The 21,856-nt window shown below is 64.5% G+C and carries 23 protein-coding genes; 11 read left to right on the top strand and 12 right to left on the bottom strand.

The window, feature by feature from the left end:
- Positions 1-12 precede the first annotated feature (12 nt).
- Positions 13-1,995 carry a DUF460 domain-containing protein gene (locus ACFQL3_RS17355; protein WP_377056614.1) on the top strand — a complete coding sequence of 661 codons (1,983 nt, stop codon included), beginning with the start codon at positions 13-15 and terminating at the stop codon, positions 1,993-1,995.
- Here the strand turns inward: ACFQL3_RS17355 and ACFQL3_RS17350 are convergent.
- A complete protein-coding gene (locus tag ACFQL3_RS17350) occupies positions 1,992-2,180 on the bottom strand; it encodes a DUF7470 family protein (protein ID WP_377056612.1) in 189 nt (62 codons plus the stop codon). The two genes, ACFQL3_RS17355 and ACFQL3_RS17350, sit on opposite strands and share 4 nt — an antisense overlap.
- Before the next feature lie 94 nt (positions 2,181-2,274).
- On the opposite strand from ACFQL3_RS17350, the gene eif1A reads away from it, so the two are divergent.
- The 3 genes from eif1A (at position 2,275) to ACFQL3_RS17335 (ending at position 4,053) form a co-directional block, all read left to right on the top strand.
- Positions 2,275-2,559, top strand: a complete 285-nt coding sequence (eif1A, locus tag ACFQL3_RS17345; protein WP_377056610.1) for a translation initiation factor eIF-1A — start codon at positions 2,275-2,277, stop codon at positions 2,557-2,559.
- 61 nt (positions 2,560-2,620) lie between these two features.
- Complete coding sequence (gene rio1, locus ACFQL3_RS17340; RefSeq protein WP_377056608.1) at positions 2,621-3,499, top strand: serine/threonine-protein kinase Rio1; 879 nt, start codon at positions 2,621-2,623, stop codon at positions 3,497-3,499.
- Positions 3,496-4,053 (top strand): GNAT family N-acetyltransferase, encoded by a 558-nt coding sequence (locus ACFQL3_RS17335; protein WP_377056606.1) that lies wholly within the window; start codon positions 3,496-3,498, stop codon positions 4,051-4,053. The genes rio1 and ACFQL3_RS17335 overlap by 4 nt, the downstream gene beginning before the upstream one ends.
- Here the strand turns inward: ACFQL3_RS17335 and trpB are convergent.
- The gene (gene trpB, locus ACFQL3_RS17330) at positions 4,050-5,210 is read right to left on the bottom strand and encodes a tryptophan synthase subunit beta (protein ID WP_377056604.1); all 1,161 of its coding nucleotides are present in this window, start codon (positions 5,208-5,210) and stop codon (positions 4,050-4,052) included. The two genes, ACFQL3_RS17335 and trpB, sit on opposite strands and share 4 nt — an antisense overlap.
- A 76-nt stretch (positions 5,211-5,286) precedes the next feature.
- A complete protein-coding gene (gene samp2, locus ACFQL3_RS17325) occupies positions 5,287-5,484 on the bottom strand; it encodes a ubiquitin-like small modifier protein SAMP2 (RefSeq protein WP_377056602.1) in 198 nt (65 codons plus the stop codon).
- A 96-nt stretch (positions 5,485-5,580) separates the two neighbouring features.
- On the opposite strand from samp2, the gene ACFQL3_RS17320 reads away from it, so the two are divergent.
- Positions 5,581-6,579 (top strand): replication factor C small subunit, encoded by a 999-nt coding sequence (locus ACFQL3_RS17320; protein ID WP_377056600.1) that lies wholly within the window; start codon positions 5,581-5,583, stop codon positions 6,577-6,579.
- Between the two features lie 51 nt (positions 6,580-6,630).
- Here ACFQL3_RS17320 and ACFQL3_RS17315 read toward each other — a convergent pair whose 3' ends face one another.
- From ACFQL3_RS17315 to ACFQL3_RS17305, 3 genes are all read right to left on the bottom strand, one after another.
- A complete protein-coding gene (locus ACFQL3_RS17315) occupies positions 6,631-7,122 on the bottom strand; it encodes a hypothetical protein (protein ID WP_377056598.1) in 492 nt (163 codons plus the stop codon).
- Positions 7,123-7,274: 152 nt separating this feature from the next.
- On the bottom strand, positions 7,275-8,033 hold the full coding sequence (locus ACFQL3_RS17310; RefSeq protein ID WP_377056596.1) for a helix-turn-helix transcriptional regulator: 759 nt from the start codon (positions 8,031-8,033) through the stop codon (positions 7,275-7,277).
- Positions 8,034-8,097: 64 nt separating this feature from the next.
- On the bottom strand, positions 8,098-8,607 hold the full coding sequence (locus ACFQL3_RS17305; RefSeq protein WP_377056594.1) for a TspO/MBR family protein: 510 nt from the start codon (positions 8,605-8,607) through the stop codon (positions 8,098-8,100).
- 80 nt (positions 8,608-8,687) lie between these two features.
- Between ACFQL3_RS17305 and ACFQL3_RS17300 the strand changes: the two genes are divergently transcribed.
- Positions 8,688-10,874: an ATP-dependent DNA helicase gene (locus ACFQL3_RS17300; protein ID WP_377056592.1), complete on the top strand. Its 2,187-nt coding sequence runs from the start codon at positions 8,688-8,690 to the stop codon at positions 10,872-10,874.
- Between the two features lie 41 nt (positions 10,875-10,915).
- Complete coding sequence (locus ACFQL3_RS17295; RefSeq protein WP_377056590.1) at positions 10,916-11,683, top strand: DUF7537 family lipoprotein; 768 nt, start codon at positions 10,916-10,918, stop codon at positions 11,681-11,683.
- Between the two features lie 18 nt (positions 11,684-11,701).
- On the opposite strand, the gene ACFQL3_RS17290 is transcribed toward ACFQL3_RS17295, so the two are convergent.
- The 3 genes from ACFQL3_RS17290 to ACFQL3_RS17280 form a co-directional block, all read right to left on the bottom strand.
- Positions 11,702-12,277 (bottom strand): GNAT family N-acetyltransferase, encoded by a 576-nt coding sequence (locus ACFQL3_RS17290; RefSeq protein WP_377056588.1) that lies wholly within the window; start codon positions 12,275-12,277, stop codon positions 11,702-11,704.
- A 198-nt stretch (positions 12,278-12,475) separates the two neighbouring features.
- Entirely contained in the window at positions 12,476-12,988 is a 513-nt protein-coding gene (cgi121, locus tag ACFQL3_RS17285) for a KEOPS complex subunit Cgi121 (protein WP_377056586.1), read from the bottom strand.
- Positions 12,989-15,334: an ATP-dependent DNA helicase gene (locus tag ACFQL3_RS17280; RefSeq protein WP_377056584.1), complete on the bottom strand. Its 2,346-nt coding sequence runs from the start codon at positions 15,332-15,334 to the stop codon at positions 12,989-12,991.
- 121 nt (positions 15,335-15,455) lie between these two features.
- Here ACFQL3_RS17280 and ACFQL3_RS17275 point away from each other — a divergent pair, with 121 nt between their 5' ends.
- Positions 15,456-15,701 (top strand): ferredoxin, encoded by a 246-nt coding sequence (locus tag ACFQL3_RS17275; RefSeq protein ID WP_377056582.1) that lies wholly within the window; start codon positions 15,456-15,458, stop codon positions 15,699-15,701.
- Between the two features lie 286 nt (positions 15,702-15,987).
- Here ACFQL3_RS17275 and mdh read toward each other — a convergent pair whose 3' ends face one another.
- Entirely contained in the window at positions 15,988-16,902 is a 915-nt protein-coding gene (gene mdh / locus ACFQL3_RS17270) for a malate dehydrogenase (RefSeq protein WP_377056580.1), read from the bottom strand.
- Between the two features lie 177 nt (positions 16,903-17,079).
- Between mdh and ACFQL3_RS17265 the strand changes: the two genes are divergently transcribed.
- From ACFQL3_RS17265 to ACFQL3_RS17255, 3 genes are all read left to right on the top strand, one after another.
- Entirely contained in the window at positions 17,080-17,574 is a 495-nt protein-coding gene (locus tag ACFQL3_RS17265; RefSeq protein WP_377056578.1) for a hypothetical protein, read from the top strand.
- 52 nt (positions 17,575-17,626) lie between these two features.
- Entirely contained in the window at positions 17,627-18,232 is a 606-nt protein-coding gene (locus ACFQL3_RS17260; protein WP_377056576.1) for an Sjogren's syndrome/scleroderma autoantigen 1 family protein, read from the top strand.
- A gap of 66 nt (positions 18,233-18,298) precedes the next feature.
- Entirely contained in the window at positions 18,299-18,658 is a 360-nt protein-coding gene (locus ACFQL3_RS17255) for a hypothetical protein (RefSeq protein WP_377056574.1), read from the top strand.
- Between the two features lie 48 nt (positions 18,659-18,706).
- Here the strand turns inward: ACFQL3_RS17255 and fmdA are convergent, their stop codons facing one another.
- Positions 18,707-19,981, bottom strand: a complete 1,275-nt coding sequence (fmdA, locus tag ACFQL3_RS17250) for a formamidase (RefSeq protein WP_377056572.1) — start codon at positions 19,979-19,981, stop codon at positions 18,707-18,709.
- Between the two features lie 125 nt (positions 19,982-20,106).
- Positions 20,107-21,786 carry a thermosome subunit alpha gene (gene thsA / locus ACFQL3_RS17245; protein WP_377056570.1) on the bottom strand — a complete coding sequence of 560 codons (1,680 nt, stop codon included), beginning with the start codon at positions 21,784-21,786 and terminating at the stop codon, positions 20,107-20,109.
- Positions 21,787-21,856: the final 70 nt, after the last annotated feature.

Genomic DNA, 21,856 nt, shown 5'->3' with positions numbered 1-21,856 from the left:
TTACCACGGTACGTGAGCCATCGAACGAGTGCGCTCGACGCCGTCGTCTTCGGCGTCGACATCCAGAGTGGGGATGTTCGGGGATCGACACCTTCCTACGCGCTGTGTATCCACGACGGCGAGTCGCTCGAACGCGACGTCGTCACCTATCGAAAGCTCCGTCGGCTGATCGAGGATCGCGAACCGGCGATGCTCGCCACCGACAACATGTACGAACTCGCCGAGAACAAGGATGCCCTCGTCGGGTTTCTGGGGAGCCTCCCCGACGGAACCCGCCTCGTGCAGGTAACCGGCGACGAACAGCCCGAACCACTCTCGCGGGTCGCCAAGCGCCACGGCGTCCCCTACGGCAAAGAGCCGATGAAAGAGGCCGAGGCGGCCGCGCGACTCGCCGCCCAGAACGTCGGCCACGAGGTGTCGGCCTTTACAGATACGACGGAAGTCAAGGTCTCTCGCGGCCGCTCGACCGGCAAGGGCGGCTTCAGCCAGGACCGCTACACGCGCCGGATCCACGGCTCGGTCAAGCGTCGCGCCCGCGACGTCGAGAGCGTACTCGACGACGCGAATCTGGAGTACGAGATGGACGTCACCGAGAAGTACGGCGGCTACAGCAACGCCGTCTTCGAGGTATCGGCGCGGCCACAGGACATCCCGCTCTCGCGCGAACGCTCGGGGGACACGCGGATCGAAATCGAGCGCGAACGCCGCGACGGCATCGAGTTCCATCCCCTCGCCAAGCGCCGGGATCACGTCATCGTCGGGATCGATCCCGGCACGACGACCGCGGTCGCAGTCGTCTCGCTCGACGGCGACCTGCTGGACGTGCTGAGTACCCGTACGGCGGACACCGCGGCGGTGATCGAGTGGATCATCGAACGCGGGCGGCCGGTCGTGCTTGCCGCAGACGTCACGCCGATGCCCGAGACCGTCGAGAAGATCCGGCGAAGCTTCGACGCCGCACCGTGGACGCCCGACACTGATCTGCCGATCGACACCAAACAACACCGCACCCGCGATCACAGTTACAACAACGATCATGAACGGGACGCGATGGCCGCCGCGCTGTTTGCCTTCGACGACCACGAGGACCAGTTCCGGCGCATCGCCCGCAAGGTGCCGAGCGCGTTCGAGCGCGGCGAGGTGACCGCCGAGGTGGTGCGCAACGACGAGTCCGTCGAAACGGTGATCCAGCGCCTGCGCGAGGACGAGGAAGAAGAGATTGCGGAGTCAGAGCACACGCCGCGCGAACTAACCGACGACGAAAAACGGATCCGCGACCTGGAGCGCCAGGTCGAGCGCCTCGAAGAGCACGTCGAGAGCCTCGAAGGCACCATCACCGAGAAGGACGACCGGATCGAGGAACTCGAAAGCGAACTCTCCGACGCGCGACGCGAGGAGCGCCGCGAGGCGCGTGAACGCCGCGACGTCACGCGCTTGCAACGGAAGAACGAACGGCTCGAACGCCAGGTCGAAGACGCCGAAGAGCGGGCCGAGGACATCGAAGCGAAACTCGACCGACTCAAAGAGCTCTGGAAACTCGATCACTCGAACTTCGCGGACGTCTCGGCGAAGAAGAAAGACCTCGTTCCGGTCAAGCCCGTCGAGAAATTCACGACGAACGCGCTCGAAGCGGCCCACGAGCAGTACGGACTCGCCGAGGACGACGTGATCTATCTCCGGGACGCCAGCGGTGCGGGCCGCAGTACGGCCGAACGGCTGGTCGACGTCGAGCCACAGGTCGTCCTGAAAAACGGCGGAAACCTCTCGGACATCGCCGACGAGATCCTCTTCGAGCACGGAATCCCGGTCGGACCGGTGTCGGACGTCCGGATGCAGGAAGTGGACGAACTCGCGGTCGCTCGGGGAGCAGACATCGAGAGCGTCATCGACGACTGGGAGGACCGGGCCGAGGAGCGCCGCAAAGAACGGAAAACGGAGATGGTCGATCAACTCATCACCGAGCATCGGGCCGACGACGAGCGCTCTAGCCTCTAGAGCATCCCGCCCATTCCCATCGAACCCATCACGCTCTGGATCAGCGAGCGCACCACGAGGCCGAGACCGGCGACGATCAGCGCCAGGCCGCCCGCGATAAGGAGGTTCTGAGTGGCGATAAGCACGATTCCGCCGAGCAGTGCCAGCAGGCCGACGATGCCGGCCGCACCGAGTCGTTTGATCATACCGTCGGTGGTCGGGGCGCGTACAATAATCCGATGGTTTCGGGCCGGAAGCGACTCCACCGAATTTAAAACCTCACCTGACCAATATTCCAGTATGAGCGACGACAACGGACGAAACGACCTCAGGATGCCCGACGAGGACGAGGTCTTTGCCGAGGTCACGAACATGCTCGGAGCGAACCGCGTGAAAGTGCGTTGTGCAGACGGCGAGGAGCGGACGGCACGGATTCCCGGCAAGATGCAAAAACGCATCTGGATCCGCGAGGACGACATCGTTCTCGTCGAACCGTGGGACTGGCAGGACGAGAAAGCCGACATCACGTGGCGCTACGAGAAGCAAGAAGCGGACCAGTTGCGCGAGGAAGGCCACATTAGATAGCGCGGTCCGCGCCGGACCCAGAACGCATCCTTTTACCGCTGGATCGCCAAGGGAATGGTAGATGACAGGCGAGTACGGCTTGCTCGAACCCAACGAGTCGGACACCCCCGACGACGAATTCGAGCAGATCGACGTCAGCGATACCGAGGCCGATCGGATCGCCCGCAAGCGGGATCGGAAGTTCAGCCAGTTCCGCGAACGGATCAAGGACTCCGACGGGTTCAAAGTCGACGACGGAGCCTTCGACGATGCCACATTCGCCGCGCTGTACAAACTCGTTCAGGACGGCTACGTCGACGCCATCGGCGGGCCGCTCTCGACCGGCAAGGAGGCGAACGTCTACAACGCGCTCGCCGGCGACCGATCGCTGGAGATGCTACGAGAGGGCGAAGAGGAGGTCGCGATGAAGGTGTACCGCACCCGCGCGACCAACTTCCAGGACATGCGCGAGTACCTCATCGGCGACCCGCGCTTCGAGGAACTCGGCGACAAGAGAAAGATCGTGATGGCCTGGACGCGCAAGGAACTCTCGAACCTGGAACGCGCCCGGAAAGCCGGGGTTCGCGTCCCGCGGCCGATCACCACGGAGCGAAACGTCCTCATCATGGAGTACATCGGCACCGAGGACAGTCGCTCGAAGCGGCTTGCGGAAGTCCAGATCGAGAACCCCGAGACGGCCTACGAGGTCGTCCGCGAGTACATCCGCCGACTATACTCCGCCGGACTCGTTCACGGCGACCTCAGCGAGTACAACGTGCTCTTTTACGACGGCGAACTGGTCGTCATCGATGTCGGGCAGGCGGTGACGATCCACCATCAGAACGCTGAAGAGTTCCTCGAACGGGACTGCGAGAACGTCGCCTCGTTTTTCCGCCGGCAGGGGATGGAAGTGAGCGGCGACGAACTGCTGGACTGGGTTCACGAGAACGCCGACGTATGAGCGGCCTCGTCTGTCGGTCGTACGACCCACGGGACGCGAGCGCGATCCGCCGCGTCGACGAACTGTCCCTGGCCGAGACCGAGACCAACCCGGACGACATTCCCGATAACGACGACCTCGCGGACGTACAGGCGTCGTATCCCGACGCTGGCGGCGAGTTCGTCGTCGGCGTCGTCGAGGACAGGGAGATGCTCCCCGGTGCGGACGACCGCTCGTTCGAGGACGTCGGAACCCACGACGGCTATGTGGTCGCAATCGGCGGCTACCTCCCCAGCGAGACGGGCTACGCCGACGAGCGGAGCGTGGCGGGCGGGGCGGAACTCCACCGGATGCGCGTCCATCCCGCCGCTCAACGACAGGGGTTCGCGCGCAAGCTACTGGCCGACCTCGAATCACGTATCGTGGCGGCAGGATACGATCCGATACTGGCGACGACGGCGCGACGACAGCGCAAGGCCGTCGCGTTCTATCCCAGCGCCGGCTACGCGCAGGTCGGCGAGTCGACGATGGGCGAGTACGACCTCGTCCACTTCGAAAAACGGATCGAGTCCTAGCTCAGATCGAACCGCTCGGCGGCGGTCTGCATGTCCTTGTCGCCCCGGCCACAGAGGTTGACGAGAATCGTGTCGTGACGGTCTTCTTCGGCGAGTTTGATCGCGAGCGCGATAGCGTGACTCGGCTCCAGCGCGGGGATGATCCCTTCGGTCTCGCTGAGTTCGCGAAAGGCCGCCAGCGCCTCCTCGTCGGAGACGGCGTGGTACTCGGCACGTCCGAGTGCCTGCAGGGCGGCGTGTTCGGGGCCGACGGCGGGGTAGTCGAGGCCCGCCGAGATAGAGTGGTTCTCGGTGTCGTCGTCGATCATCTGCGTCTTCATGCCCTGGAAGATCTGTGGCTCTTCCTTTCGCGTCTTCGAGAGCGGCGCGGAGTGGTGTTCGTCGTCGATCCCCCCGGGCTCTGCGCCGTAGAAGGCGACGTCGTCGTCCTTGAACGCGTGCCAGAGACCGAGAGAGTTCGATCCGCCGCCGACACAGGCAACACAGGCATCCGGCAGTTCGCCGTGTTGTTCCTGGATCTGTTCGCGGGCCTCCTCGCCGATCACCGACTGGAACTCACGAACCATCCGCGGGAACGGGTCGGGGCCGACCACGCTCCCGACCAGATAGTGGGTCTCCTCAGTGTTCTCGACCAGATCCTCCAGCGCGGCGTCGACGGCCTCGGCTAGCCCCTCGTTGCCACGAGTGACCTCCCGGACCTCGGCGCCCATCAGGCGCATCCGGAAGACGTTCATCTCCTGACGCTGGATATCCTTGCGACCCATGTAGATTGTCGTATCGATGTCCAGGAGCGCGCCGACCATCGCCGTCGCAGTGCCGTGCTGGCCGGCCCCCGTTTCGGCGATCAGCCGTTCCTTTCCGGCGCGTTTCGCGAGGAGGGCCTGTCCCAGCGTGTTGTTGAGTTTGTGCGCCCCACCGTGGAGGAGATCCTCGTGCTTGAAGTAGATCTCAGCGTCGTAGCGCTCGCTAAGGGATTCGGCATAGAACACCGGTGTCGGGCGGCCCGCGAAATGTTTCAGGTAGTAGGATAGCTCCGACTGAAACTCCTCGTCGTCGACGAACCGATCGAACGCCGCTGCTAGCTCTTCGAGCGGTTCTTCGAGCGGTTCCGGCACGTGTCGTCCGCCGAACTCTCCGAACTTGCCATCAGATGACATACCCCACCATTGGAGCGAATCATCCTAAATCGTGTGGTGGCGGCTGTCTGGAAACGAACAGTCGGGACCCGCCGGGCTATCCGCCCTTGATCAGTCTGAGAACGGTGACGTGCTCTGCCTCGACCGGTTGATCCTCGGGGACCGGGCGGCCATCGACCAGCACCGACGCCTCGTGCGGGCTGATGTCGATGCGGTCCAGTAGCTCAGCGTAGGTCGCGTCCTCGACATCGAGTTCGACCGTCCGCTCGCCTTTCACCTCGACGGTGACCTGCATATCCCACGGTTGCGCTGACAGTGGCTTGAGACTGTCGTCCGGATCGTCGGGATCGCTCTCGGACGTTTTATGACGCGGAGGGACTTGACTGGAACTATGAGCGACGCCGAAGCCGAGCAGGACTCTGTGGGGGGCCGTCAGGACGTCTGGACGGAGAAGTACCGGCCGCACACGCTCGAAGACGTGGTTGGCCACGACAACATCACCGACCGCCTGGAGAGCTATATCGAGCGCGACGACCTGCCGCATCTACTCTTCGCCGGGCCGGCAGGCGTCGGCAAGACCGCCAGTGCCGTCGCCATCGTCAAAGAGCTCTACGGCGACGACTGGGAGGAGAACTTCCTCGAACTGAACGCCTCCGACGAGCGTGGGATCGACGTCGTCCGCGAGAAGATCAAGAACTTCGCGAGCACCGACTGGAGCGGCCGCGCAGGCTCGAAACCCAGCATCATCTTCCTCGATGAGGCCGACGCGCTGACCAGCGATGCCCAGTCCGCGCTGCGCCGGACGATGGAGCAGTTCTCGAACAACACCCGATTCATCCTCTCGTGTAACTACTCCAGCAAGATCATCGACCCGATCCAGTCCCGGTGTGCGGTCTTTCGCTACGCGCCGCTGGGCGACGATGCCGTCGAGGCCCAGATCCGAAAGATCGCCGACGCCGAAGGGATCACGCTCACGCAGGACGGCGTCGACGCGCTCGTCTACGCCGCGGACGGCGACATGCGAAAGGCGATCAACGCCCTGCAGGCCGCCGCAGTGATGGGCGAGACCGTCGACGAGGAGACCGTTTTCAAGATCACCGCGACGGCGCGTCCCGAAGAAGTCCAGGAGATGGTCCAGACGGCTATCGACGGCGACTTCATCGCCGCGCGAAGTCAGCTACGGGACCTGATCGTCGACAAGGGAATCGCCGGCGGCGACATCATCGACCAACTGCACCGCTCCGTCTGGGACCTGGAAATCGAAGAGGAAGCCGCGGTCCGCCTGATGGACCGGGTGGGCGAAGCCGACTACCGGATCACGCAGGGTGCAAACGAGCAAGTGCAGTTAGAAGCGATGCTAGCCTCGCTGGCGCTCGAAACGGACGAGTGATCGAAGAGCGGTTCAGAAAAGTCGAATCGTTGTCTACTGCTGGATCAGTGGTTAGCAGTGCCCACCGTGCCCGCCATACCCGCGCTGGCGGTCCTCAGGCGCGGAGTCGGCGTGACGGTCGCTCTCGGTCCGCTCCTCCGAGTACTCCGCGTGGTCGTAGTCATCCTGGTACTCGCCGGCGTGGTCGTGCTCTTCGTACTCACTGTGGTCTTGTTCGTCGTGGTACTCGGCATGCTCGCCGTCCTCGTACTCGGCGTGGTCAGCGTGGTACTCACCCGCGGAGGTCGCGTGATGCCCACCCTGATGATGCGCGCCGCGGTCGTCATCGGCCTGATGCACACCGGGCACGTGATCGGCCGCGAAGCCGTGCATCATCTCGCCGAACTGGCCGGGCGCGTAGTCGGCCATCGTGCCGACCGGACCGTTCGCGTGGGCGTTGGTATCCTGCTGGCTGGTCACGTCGGCGCTGACGAAGCCGACGGCTCCGATCAGCGCGACGACGAGTGCGATCGCGACGACGATTGTGGTCAGTGTAGATCTCATGGTGGTTCTCCTCATTCGTAACAAAGGGAGTGGAGTGGTTATGACCACGGGCGTGAACTCACCCACGAGAACGTTTTAGAACGTTTTTAACGTCTTCTACACCGTTCGTTTCGAAGAGACCGTTCGTCCGGCCGGGTTTCGGGCTCTGGGAGCTACGACTCGTCGAGATCGTCGGACGGGTAGATTCGATACGTCCGGCCCTGCGGTTCGCGATACAGCAACCCGCGCTTTTCGAGGTCGCTTACGGTCTGGCTCACCTTGCTCTTCGAGAAGTCAGCCCGGTCCCGAAGTTCGATCTGGGTCAGTCCCGGCGAGTCGACGACTGGCTGGAGGATGCGGCGTTCGTCCTCCGGCAGGACGTCGAGCAGCGGACGCGTTGGGTGGGCCGAGTCTTCGGGACCGGCTCCGGAGTCGGCGTCCGTATCGGCAGCGTCGGTCGTCTCATTCGGCCGTTGTCCGGACTCTTCGGCCCCAGTCGACGGCTCTTCGGGTGTGTCTGCGGGAGATCCCTCAGCAAATTCCTGTCCAGAAGAGCCCTCGACGGCGCCCTGTCCAGCGGAGCTTTCCGCTGTGTCCGGCTCAAACGAACTCCCGACGCCGGTAGCAGCCGTCCGGGAGGAATCTGCGGACGCCGTGCGCTCCTCCGTCCCGACGAACTGCTCGCGCAAGGCCAGGTAGCCGCCGCCGACGGCCGCTGCGGTGACGAGCGTCCCGAGAAGGTACCACACCGGGTGTGTGCCGTGCATCGACGTCGTGTCCATCCCCATCCGCCCGCTCATGTCGCCCAGCGCGACCCACTGCTGGTAGTTCTGCCAGGTGATCGCGAGTCCGATGACGAGCACGGCCCCGACGATTGCGAGTGCGACGTAGTCGGCCTGTCTGACGTTCACGGTCTTGGGGTGATCTTGCACGTGAACGTTTCAATACTTTCCGCTTTTGATTGCGAAAACAACAGAGACGGAGAGTAGGCAGTGGTTACCCGCTCAGTCGCCAGATCTCGTAGTTCAACACCGCGGCGAACGTGACCCACGCGAGATACGGCACCAGCAGCGCGGCGGCCCGCCGGTCCACCCGGTCGAAGGCGTAGATCGTCGCGACGATCAGCGCCCAGAGTGCGACGATGATCGCCAGCCCGAGGCCCGGTTCCTGCTGGCCGAAAAAGACCGGCGTCCACGTCACGTTGACCGCCATCTGGGCGGCGAAGACGCCGACGGCGATCTTGACGTCGCGGCGCTCGATCCCCCGCCGCCAGAGGGTAAAGAGCGCGACGCCCATCAGGGTGAAGAGGAGCGTCCAGACGACCGGGAAGGCGACCGCCGGCGGATAGAACCACGGCTGTTCGATCCACGACGTGTCCGTTCCGGCGAAGACGGCCGGGAGCGCCCCCACGACGTTGACTGCGACGACGAAGCCGACCAGCGTGAGCAGGTCGCGGCCCCCGAGGTCTCCAGGGAGGCCCGTGCTGTCGGAGGTGGTGTGGCTCATGGCTGTCTAGAGGGGTGGGAGGCGGGTATCCGTTTGGGTCGGGCGAACCCTTTTAGTCGGTTACGCACCATCCCAGAGATGTGCCAGAGACCAACGGGTATATGCGCTTTTTCCCGTACGACGCGCCCTACGAGAACCAGCGCGCGGCGATGGACCGCATCTACAACGGGCTTTCTCGCGGGCAGGACGTCCTCTTCGAGGGGGCCTGCGGGACCGGGAAGACACTCTCGGCGCTCGTACCCGCGCTGGAGTACGCCCGCGAGGAGGACAAGACGGTCGTCATCACGACCAACGTCCACCAGCAGATGCGCCAGTTCGTCCACGAGGCCCGTCAGATCACGAAACGCGAGGCGATCCGTACCATCGTCTTCCGCGGAAAATCCTCGATGTGTCACATCGACGTCGACTACGAGGAGTGTCAGGTGCTCCGGGACAACACCTACGACCTGGTCGACACCGAACGCGACAGGAACCAGCTCGAACGCCGCGAAGGGGAGCTACTGGAGGCCAGCCAGGAGGGCGACGAGCAGGCGACGGAAGCCCGGAGCGCGGTGATGGACGAACTCGACGCCCTCGAAGAGCAGGTCGAGACGCTGGAAGAACAGAACACCTGTGATTACTACTACCAGAATCTCACCGCGGACACCGATGCGTTCTACAGTTGGCTCTACGAGGACGTCCGAACGCCCGACGAGATCTACGAACACGCCCACGAGCAGGGGTTCTGTGGCTACGAACTACTCAAGGAAGGCATGGAGGGCGTTGACCTGGTCGTCTGTAACTACCACCACCTGCTGGACCCAAACATCCGCGAGCAGTTCTTCCGATGGCTGGGCCGCGACCCCGAGGACGTGATTACGGTCTTCGACGAGGCCCACAACGTCGAGGGGGCGGCGCGCGAACACGCGACGAAGACGCTGACCGAGAACACGCTCGACGCCGCGCTGGACGAACTGAAGGAGACCGACGACCTGCGGGCCGACCAGGCCGAGAACGTGATCCGCACGTTCCGCGACGCGCTGGTCGAGACCTACGAGGACTCCTTTGGCTTCGGCGGCCGCGAGCAGGTCGACGAGAACTGGGAGGACGTCCCTATCGCCAATGAGGAAGGCCGGGACGACCTCACGCGAGCGTTTCTGCAGGGCTACACCGGTCGGGGAATCGACGACGATATCGAGTCCGCCAGAAAGCTCGGTCGCGAACTCGACGAGGAGTACGAGGAGGCCTACAAGAGCGGCAAATCGAGCACCCGACAGGAGTGTCAGACGCTCGCTGCGGCCGCCTTTCTGGACTCGTGGATGTCCGACGGCACCAAACTCGGCCAGTATCCCGTCGTCTCCGTCCGTCGAAACGAGGGGACCGGCGAGGTGTACGGCCGGGCGGAGCTATACACCTGCATTCCGCGGGAGGTGACCGGCGAACTGTTCGAGGAAGTGTACTCCTGTGTGCTGATGAGCGCGACGCTGCGCCCGTTCGACGTGTTCGAGGACGTGCTCGGACTGGAGAGTCCGGTCACGCTGGCCTACGGCCTGCAGTTCCCACCGGAGAACCGCCGGACCTACGCCGTCGGGACGCCGCCGCTGTTCGCCAGCGACCGGGAGGACCCCGAGGTACAGGCCGCCGTCTCCGACGCCCTCGTGGATGCCGCCGAGTTCACGCCGGGGAACCTGCTCGCGTTCTTCCCCAGTTATAGCGAGGCCGAACGGTATCACAGCCACCTGCGAGAGAGCATCCCGTCCGACCGACTCTATCTGGATCGACCGGCGACGAGCGCCGAAGACCTCCGGCAGTCGTTCGTCGACGACGACGACGGCGTCCTGCTAACCTCGCTGTGGGGGACGCTCTCGGAGGGCGTGAGTTTCGACGGCGACGACGCACACACGGTTGCGGTCGTCGGCGTCCCGTATCCGCATCTGGACGACCGCTCCGAGGCCGTACAGGACGCCTACGAGACGGCCTTTAGCGACCGGGCGGGCGTCGACGACGCCGGCTGGCGCTACGCCGTCGAGATTCCGACGGTCCGGAAGACCAGACAGGCGCTCGGGCGGGTGCTTCGCTCCCCCGAGGAAGTCGGGGTCCGGATCCTGCTCGACGCGCGCTACACCGAAGAACAGGAGCGCGAACTGGGCAAGTACAGCGTCAAGGACACGTTCCCGGCCGAGGAGCGCGACGAAATGATCGACGTCGACCCCGAGAAACTGAAGTTCGCCATGCTCAACTTCTACACTGACCACGACGCCTACGACGGTTCGGCGCCGACGCCCTAACGGCCAGAAGCGCTATGATCGATGCGAATCGCCTTCTATCCATGCGCCGTCACTTTGCCGTGCTCGGAGTGGTGTTCCTCGTCGTACTCGCAGGCTGTAGTGGCCTGCCGATGGGCGACGACGGGGCCGACGCGCCGCCAAACGATACGGAAGGCGATGCACCGACCGACGAACTGACCTACCCCGCTGGCTACGACGAGAGCGGCGTCGCCAATGCCAGCGAGGTACTCGCAACCCATGACGCCGCAATCGCGGATCGACCGACGCAGGCGCAGACCACGATTCGGCTGACGATACCGGGCGAGAACGACGGTGAGGAGACCGTCCAGCAACTCAGCATGGAGACCCAGACCGACGGCACCGGGACGGAGTACGCACGCATCGAACTCACCGAGAGCGTCGCCGAGACGTACCGGAGCGGCGATGGGGTCGTCTACACCCGAATCGACGACGGCGAGAACGTCCAGTACACCGCCGACGAAGTCCAGACGCCCGACGCACTCTCGCCCCGCACCTTCGGCGAGGCGCTCGCAGTCGCCAATCTGTCGCTCGACACCGTCTCCGAGGACGAGCCACGACGCCTGACCTACAGCGGAAGCGGCGTTCTCGACGAAGAGACCTCCTTCGGCGACGTCGAGGACGTCGAGACGGAGGTCGTCGTCGACGAGGAGGGGGCGATCCACTCCTTCAGCGTCTCTTACACCGTCCCCGACGGCGCGGACGTCGAGGCCAGTTTCGAGTTCGAGTACGACGACGTCACCGTCGAAGAGCCCGACTGGCTCGATGAGGCCGCACAAACGGCGGGATAAGGTGACCCATCTCGACGGTCAGGGCTCGCCGTCGAGCACTGCCTCGGGGCCAGCCCACTCGTCGACCAACAGTCCGTATCGCTCCACGTCGACGAACTCGCCGTCTGCGAACTGGCTCTCGCGGGCGGTGCCTTCGTGGTCGAAGCCAAGCCGTTCACAGAGCCGGATCGACGCCTCGTTTGTGACTGCCGCGGTCGCGGAGATGCGGTGTAGCCTGAGCGTCGAAAAGCCGTATTCGATGAGATACGCGCTGGCCTCGAGAGCGTAGCCATTGCCCCAGGCCTTCGGGTGGAACCAGACGCCGAAGTTGGCGTAGCCGTCGTCGGTTTGGATCGGATGCAGTTGTACCGATCCGACGGGGTCCCCCGCGAACTCGCCCGTTTTCGGCACGGCGAGCAACGACACGCTCCCCTCGCCGTTTTCGATGGGCCACAGTTCCTCACGATACCGATCTTCGGTGTAGGGCGTCCTGAAGACGCCGATATACCGGCGGACGTCAGGATGGTTCACTCCCTGCTGGAGGAACCCGATGTCGTCTTCTTCGGGCGGTGCGAGATCAAGTCGATCGCATTCGATGAACGTCGCTCGTGTCATTATCACGGATTCTTCTGATCTGTCGACTACCGGTGCGACGAGCGTGATCGTCCCGTCACGTGCGGACGGCGGGGACGTGACGACCAGATCAGGGACGATGTGTAGAGGTCATCAGTCAGCCCTACTGACAGATCTATCGCATCGAAAATAATTCTTTGCCCGCGCAAGAGCCTGCCAGCACCGTAGTCCAGCGCTACCTCACTTCTCGACGTCCAGGAGGGCGACCCGCTCCAGCACCAGATCCGGGAGACCGGCGTCGGTCGCCGCCAGTTCGGCGACACCGATATCGAAGAACTCCCGAAGCAGTTCCTCCTCGGCGTGCTCGACGCCGAGTGTCGGTTCGGGCGTCAGGTCGAGGCGTTCCCGGAGCGCCGTCACCGCGCCCGCCTCGTCCGCAGATTCCCGCTTCGCGTCGACGAGCACGACTGCACGGTTCTCGCCCGAATCGAGCCCCATCCGGAGCGCCCTGTTGATCTGTCGCCGACCGGCGGCGTACAGCAGTATCTCGACGGCCCGGTCCCGGGCCACGTTCTCCTCGCGCTCGATGGCTCGGTCGGCGAGGGAAACGGCGCGTTCGAGATGCTCGCGTCCGGCGACGTAGCGGGCGTCGAACGCCTGGATCGTACAGTCGTGTTTCTCGCCGATGGCCGAGAGCGTCTCGACGAAGCCGTCGATGTCGTCGACGACGATTTCGCCCTCCACGAACTCCATTCAGAAATCACCCAGGCTGGCCTGTCCGGTGTCGTCGGTGTCGGAACTGTCCTCGGCGTCCTCCCCCGCTCTCTCCCCACTCGATCCGTCGGACGGGCGGGCGCTGTCGTCCGCGCTCACGCCCTCCATCGAGTAGTTCTGGCGGCCGGCGTTTTCCAGCACCGTCTCGGCGGTCTTCTCGCGACCGCGAAGCGCGCCGAGGACGACCGATTTGTCCGCCTCGCGTAGCTGTGCCCGACTCTCGATGCCCGCGTCGAAGAGCCGTCGGGCGCGCTTGCGGCCGACCGAGCGCACGCCTGCGAGTTCGAGCAGTTCGTCGCTCACGCCGTACTGGACCCGTTTTCTGGCCTCGCGGATCGCCGGCGTGACGTCGAGGTCGAGGTCGGCCGCGAGCTGTTCGGCCCCGTTGAGCAGCCACTCGGCGGTGTCGACCTTGCCGCGGATATCGCCCGGCCCGACGCCATACCGTTCGGTGATCCGGTCCTCGTCGACTTCGCGCGCCCAGTCTTCGAGCATCAGGGCGGTCTTGAGCGCCGACAGCCAGTCCTCGAAGCGGACGTCCTCGAACTCGCTGGGCATCGGGCCGAGGAACTCCCCCTCGCGCTCGTAGGCGAGTTCAGTGTACTCCTCGCGGTCGCCCGACTTGAGGTAGAGTTCGTACATATCCGGGGTGCGGGAGACGAGGTGATAGAGACCGAGTGGGGTCGGAGCGCCATCGCTCGCTTCGAGTCCGTCGACGATTTCGGCCGCGGTCATCGGGTCGAGGTAGAGCCGCGAGACGGTGTGGCCCAGCCCGGTCGCATCGAGTTCGTCGCCGTCATTACTTGCGGCTCCACCACTCGTAGTTTCCGCGGAGCGTGACTTCGCGCTCTCGATGAAGTCGTTGCGCTCCAGATACTCGATCACCGTGTCGGTCACCTGCTCCAGTCGCTCGGGGTCGTTCGCCTGGCTGGCGTGCAGCGTCTCTTCGAGGAAGCCAAGCAACTCCTCTCGGGTGCGGGCGAACCCGCTGGCGATGGTCGCGAGGACGTGTGTGCGAAGGGCTGGCTCGGCCGCGAGTTTCGAGCGCACCGGTTCGGGCTCGGCGTAGACGTACCGGTCGAACAGTTCGTCGAGTTCGTCGTGGCTGCTCGCCAGCAGGACCGCCTCGCCGTAGGGGTCCCGTCCGGGACGGCCCGCCCGCCCCATCATCTGGTGGACTTCGAGCACGTCGAGGGGCTGCATTCCGCCCGCAGTGCCGTCGTAGCGCCGCCAGTCGCGCACGATGACGCGTCTACTCGGCGTGTTCACGCCGGCCGCGAGCGTCGGCGTCGCAGAGACGACTTTCAGCAGTCGGTCCCGGAAGGCGTCCTCGACGAGCGAGCGGTGCTCGGGCGCGAGTCCGGCGTGGTGAAAGGCTCCGCCGCGTATCACGCATTCGGCCAGGTCGTCGCTCGTCTCGGTATCGGAGACGTCGCGGATCTCCTCGGCAATCTCGTCGAGTTCCTCGCGCGCCTCGGGCGAGAGCGAGGGGTCGACCACGTCCGCCAGCCGTCGCGCCGCGGCCTCGGCATTGCGCCGGGAGTTGACGAAGACGAGCGAGGAACCGCCGTCGTCGAGCGTATCCCGGACGATTGCGGCAGTCTGTTTCTCGCTGTTGCGGACCGGTAGCTCGTGCTGTGTCCCGTCATCGAGATGCAGGGCGTTGCCGAAGTGGACGCCCTTCTTCAGATCGATCGGTCGCCACGTCGTGTCGACGAGTTCGGCATCGAGCCACTCGGCCATCTCGTCGGCGTTGCCAACTGTCGCCGAGAGTGCAATCGTCTGGAGGTCGGGGTTGAGCTGGCGCAGTTTCGCCATCGTCACTTCCAGCGTCGGCCCGCGATTCGAGTCGTCGATCAGGTGGACCTCGTCGGCGACGACGCAGTCGACGTCGTCGATCCAGCGCGCGCCGTTTCGCACCAGCGAATCGACTTTCTCGCTGGTGGCGACGATGATGTCCTTGTCGGCGAGCCACTCCCCGTCCGACTCGTAGTTGCCCGTCGAGACGCCGACAGAGACGTCGAAGGCCTCGAACGCCTCGAACTCGGCCTTTTTCTCGCTGGCGAGCGCCCGTAGCGGCACGATGTAGAGTGCTCGGCCGCTCGATGCGCTGCCCGACCCCCCGCGCTCGATGGCGGAAAGCATTGCCAGCTGTGCGATCAGCGTTTTCCCGCTGGCGGTCGGCACGCTGGCGACAACGTTCTCGCCCTCCAGGATCCCGGCCTCGACGGCCGCGGCCTGAGGCGGGTATAGCTCCTCGATTCCCTCCGCCTCCAGGTACTCGGTAAAGCCGGGAGGGACGCCCGATAGCTCCGCGATATCCATTACCCGTCCGTTGGCCCCTCTTGGGGTTTAAACTTGCGTACCGGTGGCGGGTGAGTCCGAGAGAAACGCACGACCGCCCCTCTCCGCCATGATTTTAGTAGTGTCGGACGAACTGTCCGCTATGCAAATCGAATTCGATCGGGACACCTGCATCGGAATGTTCCAGTGTGTCGCAGAGTGGGACGCCTTCGAGAAGGACGAAGACGCCGGGAAAGCAGTGCTGGCCGACGGCGAGGAGGTCGAAGAGGACCGCTTCGTCCGCGATGTTCCGGAGGGAGCCGAACTAGACGCGAAGTTCGCGGCCCGGGCCTGTCCAGTCGACGCCATCGTCGTATACGACGACGACGGGGAACAACTGATCCCGTGACTACTCCCACGACTGAAGTCGTGGGCTTTCTCCTCGAATCTCTGTAACGGCGACCTGCGTCCTGTCGAACAGATCTTCAGCGGCTTGCAATCGGCGAAAAAGTTATGATAGATCATGTGAGATACTCACGTAGCTATGACAGGGGAACAGGACCACCTCATAGAGTGGGCAGAGTTCGTCGATGCGGAGGTTCCGGAGTCGGTGCGGGCCGGAGAGCGCGGCGACGCTCCCGATCCGCGTGCCGGAAACTGACCGGCGCGCGCTCGATACCGACCGGTCGAGCGGGTTACTCTATCTTCGCATACTGCTCGGATAGCTTGTCCGCCGCTTCGCCGAGCTGTTCGCGCTCGAAGCTATCGAGTTCCCACTCGACGACCTCCTCGACGCCGTTCTCGCCGAATCGGATGGGGACACCGAGTGCAACGTCCTCGTGACCGTACTCGCCAGCGAGCGGGATCGAACCGGGCAGTACCTCGCCGGTGTCGCGTAGGACGGCCTCGACCATGTGCCCGACGCCGGTGGCTGGGCCCCACTCGGTTGCACCTTTCTTCTCGATGACGTTCATCGCGCTCTCTTTGAGTTCTGCCAGAATCTCGCTTTTCTCGTCGTCGGTAAACTCCGGATCACGGCCGTCGACGCGGACTTTCGAGAACACCGGGACCTGTGCGTCGCCGTGTTCGCCGAGGATGCTCGCCTCGACGTTCTCGACCGGCGCGTCGAAGCGCTCGGCGAGGACGTAGCGAAAGCGCGCGGAGTCGAGTCGGCCGCCGAAGCCGATTACCTTCTCGCGGGCCCGGTCGCCTGTCTCGTAGAGATGCCGATTGAGCAGGTCGACTGGGTTCGAGGTCGTAATCGTCACGAAGTCGTCGTTGTGTTCGGCCAGCGACGAGCCGATATCCTCCATGATCGGCGCGTTGTCGCCGGCGAGGTCGATCCGTGTCTGACCCGGTTGTCGCGGGATACCGGCTGTGATGACCACTACGTCCGACCCGGCCGTATCCGCGTACGTGCCCTGCCGAATCGTCGTGTTCGAGTCGTAGGCGGTTCCGTGATTGACGTCCGCCGCCTGTCCGACCGTGTCGTCTTCCTTGTCGGGAATATCGACGAACACCAGTTCGTCACAGACGTCGCGCAGCGCGATATTATACCCTGCAGCAGCGCCGACTGTCCCGGCCGCACCGACTACGCTTACTTTGGTCATACCACCTAGAACTGACCCATCCATGATGATTAAAACTTTGGAACCGGCGGTTCGGCCCGTCATGGGGCGGTTTTGACCTGTCGTTTGGCGGGTATATTTATACCTGATCCGAAAGTGTGTACCGAACACCCAACTGAAAAGCGTTCACGTAGGACAGCAGTCATCGTGAAGATACAGATGGCAACGACGACCGATCACCGTCCGACTTCGACCGTTGCGACGACTGAACTCGCCGCCGGAGCCGTGGCCGGCTTCGTCGGTAGCGTGTTGTTCGGACTGCTCATGCAGTTCGTGATCCCGGCCCCGATGCTAAAGATGGCGATTCCCGCAATGTACGGTATCGAAGGGCCGGCCCTCGCCGCAGGCTGGGCGCTCCACCAGTTCCACGGCGTCGCCCTCGGCGTCGCGTACGTCCTGCTGGTCAGCAACACCGGACTGCGAGCACGAGCCTCGACGCTCCCCGATGCGATCCCGCTTGGGGCCCTCTACGGCGTCCTGACGACCCTGGTGCTTGCCGTACTCGTCATGCCGCTCTGGCTGGGCGCGGTCGGCTTCGGCGGCGCACCGCCGTTCCCGAACGTCGGCTTCCCCGGCACGCTGATGAGCACGCTCGGACACGTCGTCTTCGCCGCCCCGGTCGCTATCGGCTACACGCTGGTCGCTGGCGAATAACGGCCAGACCGAACTTGCTGGTTTTTAGTCCGTGCGCCACCTGCATACGCACATGAGCGAGTTCGACAAGGAAGCCGAGCGCGAAAAGCTCCGGCAGAAGTACGAAGAGGACGCCGAGGACAGGCAATCGACAGAGCACATGAGCGAACTGCTCCTGCAGGGTGCGACGATGACGAACAAACACTGCAACAACTGTGGGGACCCGCTCTTCCGGCAGAACGACCAGGAGTTCTGCCCGACCTGCCAGCAGGCCGCCGATCAGGACGTCGCCAACAGGACGGCCCAGGTCGAAGAGGAGACTGCCGAGGGACAGACTCAGGCGGGTGCCACGAGGTCCAACGCACACGACCAGAGAGCGGAGCGAACCGACGCCACGGCCGCCGCAGGCGCTCAGTCCCAGCCACCAGCGGGTGCTGGACAGCCGAACGAGACCCCGGGCGAACCGTCGGAAGCGCGCCAGCAAGCCAACAGTTCGGCCACGAATCAGCACGGAACCGCGCGGTCAACCGGTTCCCTGCCGGAGGCCGAGGCGGCGCTAGCGGATGCGGTGACCCAGTTAGCACGGCAGGCAGCGCAGGAATCGGATCCGCGCCAGGCCAAAGAGCAACTCGCCGCGGCCCGTGAGGCGGCCGAAGCGCTCGGTGCGCTCCCGCGGTAAGCGCCACCCGAGACGGGCGTCTCCCCCCACCCTTATTTTTGCCCACATGTGATATCTTATCACACGATGGAAACGAACGACTCCGAAGTTACCGCGGCGCTCTCACGGTTCCACGAGGACGTCCCACACCGGTTTCAGGTCTCGCTGACGATGTCGATGCAGTCCCGAGAGCTACTGAGTGCGATCCGTGACGAACTGAACGAGACTACTGGAGAGCAGGTCGCGACGACCAACGACGTGCTCCAGATCGCACTGCTCGCGGCGACGCGGTATCACGCGCTTGCGGCGGAGGAGGTCGGCGGAGCGGACTCGACGGACGGGGCTGGGAGCGCGGGCCAGACAGAGGATGACCTGCTCCCACTCGCAGGCGTAGTCCGAACGGTCGTCGAGGACGCGGATATCTCCGAGGGGATCGAGGAAGCATAAAAAATTCGGCGGGGGGTCGATACCGACGCCGTCGTTCGACCGGCGACGTTAGCCGAGCGGGTCGTCCGTGATCTCGATCTGGCCGCGGTCGTCGGCGCTGTCCGCGAGCGAATCCGGGCTGATATCGAAATCGAACACGCCCTTCGGGACGGCGATCGTCGAACAGGCGTTGGGAATGTCGACGATACCGCTCTGTCGCCCCTCGATCGGCACCGTTCCGAGGATCATGTACGCCTGCTCTCGGGTGTAGCCGAACTTCGTCAGATATTCGATCGCGTCCAGCGCTGCACGCCGGTACGCGACGTGGGGGTCCATATACTTCTGCTCCCCATCTTCGGTGACCGAATAGCCCTCGAAAACGACGTAATCGGAGAAGTCCGGACCGCGGTGGCCGGGTTCGAAGATCGGATGGTCGATACCGAACTCGTCCATGCCGTTCTTCACGACGTCGAACTCCAGATCGACGTAGCCGGCCATCTCGATCGCACCACAGAACGTGATCTCGCCGTCTCCCTGGGAGGCGTGGATGTCGCCGATGCCGAACTTCCCACCCTCGACGTACACCGGGAAGTAGATCGTCGAGCCAAGCGAGAGATCCTTGATGTCGCAGTTGCCGCCGTGTTCGCGCGGCGGGACGGTCCGTGCACCCTCCTCGGCGATCCGGTCGGCGGCGTCACCGGTCGCCTCACCGGGCTGTGCGCCGTCAGCCGTCGGTGGACTCGCCACCGGCGGCTCCGACTCGCCAGTCGGGTGGTTGTTGATCGACTCCGGATCCTCCGCGTGGCGCTCGATGAGTTCGTTCTCGCGCTCGTTCCACTCGTCGAGTAGCTCCTGGGAGGGCGCAGTGCCCATCAGGCCGGGATGAATCATCCCCTCGTATCGCACGTCCGGGACGTGCCGCGACGAGACGAATGTCCCGTCGAGATCCCAGACTGCCTTGGCGGCATGCGGGAAGTGATCGGTCAGGAAGCCGCCCCCGTTCTGCTGGGAAAAGATCCCTGTAAACCCGAACTCGGACCGGTCGTTCAGTGGGCCGATGTCGAGCAGGGTCACTTTCAGCAGGTCCCCCGGTTCGGCCCCCTCGACCTCGACGGGCCCGCTCAGGTAGTGAACCTGATTCAGGTCGACGTCGCGGACCTCGTTCGCGTTGTCGCTGTCAGTGATCTGCCCACCCGTCCAGTCCAGACATTCGAGCCGAACTCGGTCGCCTTGCTCTGCGGTTACAACCGATTCGATCTCCGGATGCCAACGATTGAACGGCTTGTAATCCGGCTGTTCGTCCGGTGGTTCGTCCGTATCCACCTCGAAGTGTACTTCTGGCATTGCTATCATAAGGCCGTGAAGCCCATGCATCGTGTCAACGACCACCACAAAAACCGATGTTACCAGTGACGTATGTTTAGTTCGGCCCGGTCCAAACCGCGGCGTCGAGAGCGGGCGGACGGGTATCAGTGACCGATCGTCCAGGGATACCCCCCGCCAGCGCTCCGGAGACCGCCGGCTCCGTGGTCGTGATCGTGGCCGGCGTCGTCGCTCTCCCGACGCCGGGCAGCGATAAGGTCGTCGACCCGCAGGAGCAGGACCGCTGCCTCGCTGGCACCCTCGATCGCCCGGCACGTCAGATCGGCGGGTTCCAGCACGCCTCCGTCGACCATGTTCGCGACCCGCCTGTCGTGGACATCGAAGCCGGCGTCATCACGGCCCTCGTGGTGGGCCTGCCGTAACGCAGTGATCGCGTCGATCGGATCGGCACCGGCCCCCGTTGCGAGCGTCCGCGGAATCGCTTCGAGCGCGTCGGCGAACCGGCGGACAGCCAGTTGTTCTCTCCCCGATACCCCGGCGGCGTCCGATCGAAGCGCCCGGGCCACCCCGATCTCGGCCGCACCGCCCCCCGGGAGGACCCGCCCGGTTTCGAGGACGAGTTCGGTAACGTCGAGACAGTCCTCGACGATCCGCTTCGTTTCGTCGAGAACGTGGTCTGTCCCGCCGCGAAGCAGTATCGAGACGGGATCCGCGTCGACGCAGTCAGTGAGTATCGTCAACTCGGTTCCCGCGACCGAGCGCCGCTCGACACTGCCGGCGGCCCCGACGTGTGCGGGCGTCAGCTCCTCGGTGTCTGCGACCGCCCTCGCGCCGGTCGCACGCTCCAGTGCGTGCAGTTCGTCTCGTCGGGTGCGTTCGACCGCGAGTACGCCCTTGCTGGCGAGCAACGTCCGGACGGCGTCGTCGATTGACTTCTGTGCGAACACGACGTCGGCACCGCTCTCGACGATCCGATCGACCTGTTCGCGGTAGACCGCGGCCTCGTGATCGCGGAGCCGTTCCAGCTCGTCGGGATCGGTCACCGTCACGTTCGAGACGGCCGCCGCCGTTTCGATCGTCAGCGGCGCGTCGACGATCGCGATTCCGGCATCCGTCAGCTTTCGCGGCGCGTCGAGGTCGCGCGTCGAAACCGTCGTCGACGACTGGGCCATATCGATGACGACGCCGTCGAGGGCGGTCGATTCACGCAACGACCCGCCGAGAACGGGCCGAAGTAACAGGTCCGACCGATCGACGCGTCCATCGGTAGTGACGGCACGAACACCGTCGACGGCGAGACCGGCCATAAACGCCGTCGAGTCCTCGTCCCATCGGCCCGTGATCGCCGTCGTCGCAACCGATTCGAGGAGCGAGCGGTCCCCCGTATCGATGTCGTGGGCGGCGTCCTCCAGATACTGCAGGGCTCGGTCGCTCGCCCGCCGATAGCCGGCGGTGATCGAAGCAGGATGGACCCCTTCGTCGAGCAGTCCTTCGGCCTCGTCGAGCAATGCGCCGGTCAGGAGGACCGCGGACGTCGTTCCATCACCGATCGTCTCGTTCTGACTGGCCGCGACGTCGATGATCGCCTCGGCTGCCGGATGGTCGATCTCCAGCCGATCGAGAATCGACGTGCCGTCGTTCGTCACCACTACCGCGCCGTCCGATCCGACGATCATCTTGTCTCGGCCGTTCGGCCCGAGCGTCGATCGGACCGTCTCTGCGAGCGCTCTCCCCGCCTGAATATTCTGGCTCCGCGCGTCGTCCCCACTGACGCGTATGGCGTGGTCCGAGAGTGTCGTCGAAGCCGCTGAGCTCTCCCGTTGCATACTGACACGTCTACGATCAACGACACGACATAAATAGCTGCGTCAGTCGCCGTACTGGCGGGAGAAATGC

Source organism: Natronoarchaeum sp. GCM10025321 (genome assembly GCF_042663585.1).
In the GTDB taxonomy this organism is placed as follows: Archaea; Halobacteriota; Halobacteria; order Halobacteriales; family Natronoarchaeaceae; genus Natranaeroarchaeum.
This window is presented reverse-complemented; position numbering and strand designations above follow the sequence as displayed.

Coding starts and splice junctions, on each gene's coding strand:
- ACFQL3_RS17350 (WP_377056612.1), bottom strand. CDS start 2,180: ATGATCAAACGACTCGGTGCGGCCGGCATCGTCGGCCTGCTGGCACTG.
- eif1A (WP_377056610.1), top strand. CDS start 2,275: ATGAGCGACGACAACGGACGAAACGACCTCAGGATGCCCGACGAGGAC.
- rio1 (WP_377056608.1), top strand. CDS start 2,621: ATGACAGGCGAGTACGGCTTGCTCGAACCCAACGAGTCGGACACCCCC.
- ACFQL3_RS17335 (WP_377056606.1), top strand. CDS start 3,496: ATGAGCGGCCTCGTCTGTCGGTCGTACGACCCACGGGACGCGAGCGCG.
- trpB (WP_377056604.1), bottom strand. CDS start 5,210: ATGTCATCTGATGGCAAGTTCGGAGAGTTCGGCGGACGACACGTGCCG.
- samp2 (WP_377056602.1), bottom strand. CDS start 5,484: ATGCAGGTCACCGTCGAGGTGAAAGGCGAGCGGACGGTCGAACTCGAT.
- ACFQL3_RS17320 (WP_377056600.1), top strand. CDS start 5,581: ATGAGCGACGCCGAAGCCGAGCAGGACTCTGTGGGGGGCCGTCAGGAC.
- ACFQL3_RS17315 (WP_377056598.1), bottom strand. CDS start 7,122: ATGAGATCTACACTGACCACAATCGTCGTCGCGATCGCACTCGTCGTC.
- ACFQL3_RS17305 (WP_377056594.1), bottom strand. CDS start 8,607: ATGAGCCACACCACCTCCGACAGCACGGGCCTCCCTGGAGACCTCGGG.
- ACFQL3_RS17295 (WP_377056590.1), top strand. CDS start 10,916: ATGCGCCGTCACTTTGCCGTGCTCGGAGTGGTGTTCCTCGTCGTACTC.
- ACFQL3_RS17290 (WP_377056588.1), bottom strand. CDS start 12,277: ATGACACGAGCGACGTTCATCGAATGCGATCGACTTGATCTCGCACCG.
- cgi121 (WP_377056586.1), bottom strand. CDS start 12,988: ATGGAGTTCGTGGAGGGCGAAATCGTCGTCGACGACATCGACGGCTTC.
- ACFQL3_RS17280 (WP_377056584.1), bottom strand. CDS start 15,334: ATGGATATCGCGGAGCTATCGGGCGTCCCTCCCGGCTTTACCGAGTAC.
- ACFQL3_RS17275 (WP_377056582.1), top strand. CDS start 15,456: ATGCAAATCGAATTCGATCGGGACACCTGCATCGGAATGTTCCAGTGT.
- mdh (WP_377056580.1), bottom strand. CDS start 16,902: ATGACCAAAGTAAGCGTAGTCGGTGCGGCCGGGACAGTCGGCGCTGCT.
- ACFQL3_RS17265 (WP_377056578.1), top strand. CDS start 17,080: ATGGCAACGACGACCGATCACCGTCCGACTTCGACCGTTGCGACGACT.
- ACFQL3_RS17260 (WP_377056576.1), top strand. CDS start 17,627: ATGAGCGAGTTCGACAAGGAAGCCGAGCGCGAAAAGCTCCGGCAGAAG.
- ACFQL3_RS17255 (WP_377056574.1), top strand. CDS start 18,299: ATGGAAACGAACGACTCCGAAGTTACCGCGGCGCTCTCACGGTTCCAC.
- fmdA (WP_377056572.1), bottom strand. CDS start 19,981: ATGCCAGAAGTACACTTCGAGGTGGATACGGACGAACCACCGGACGAA.
- thsA (WP_377056570.1), bottom strand. CDS start 21,786: ATGCAACGGGAGAGCTCAGCGGCTTCGACGACACTCTCGGACCACGCC.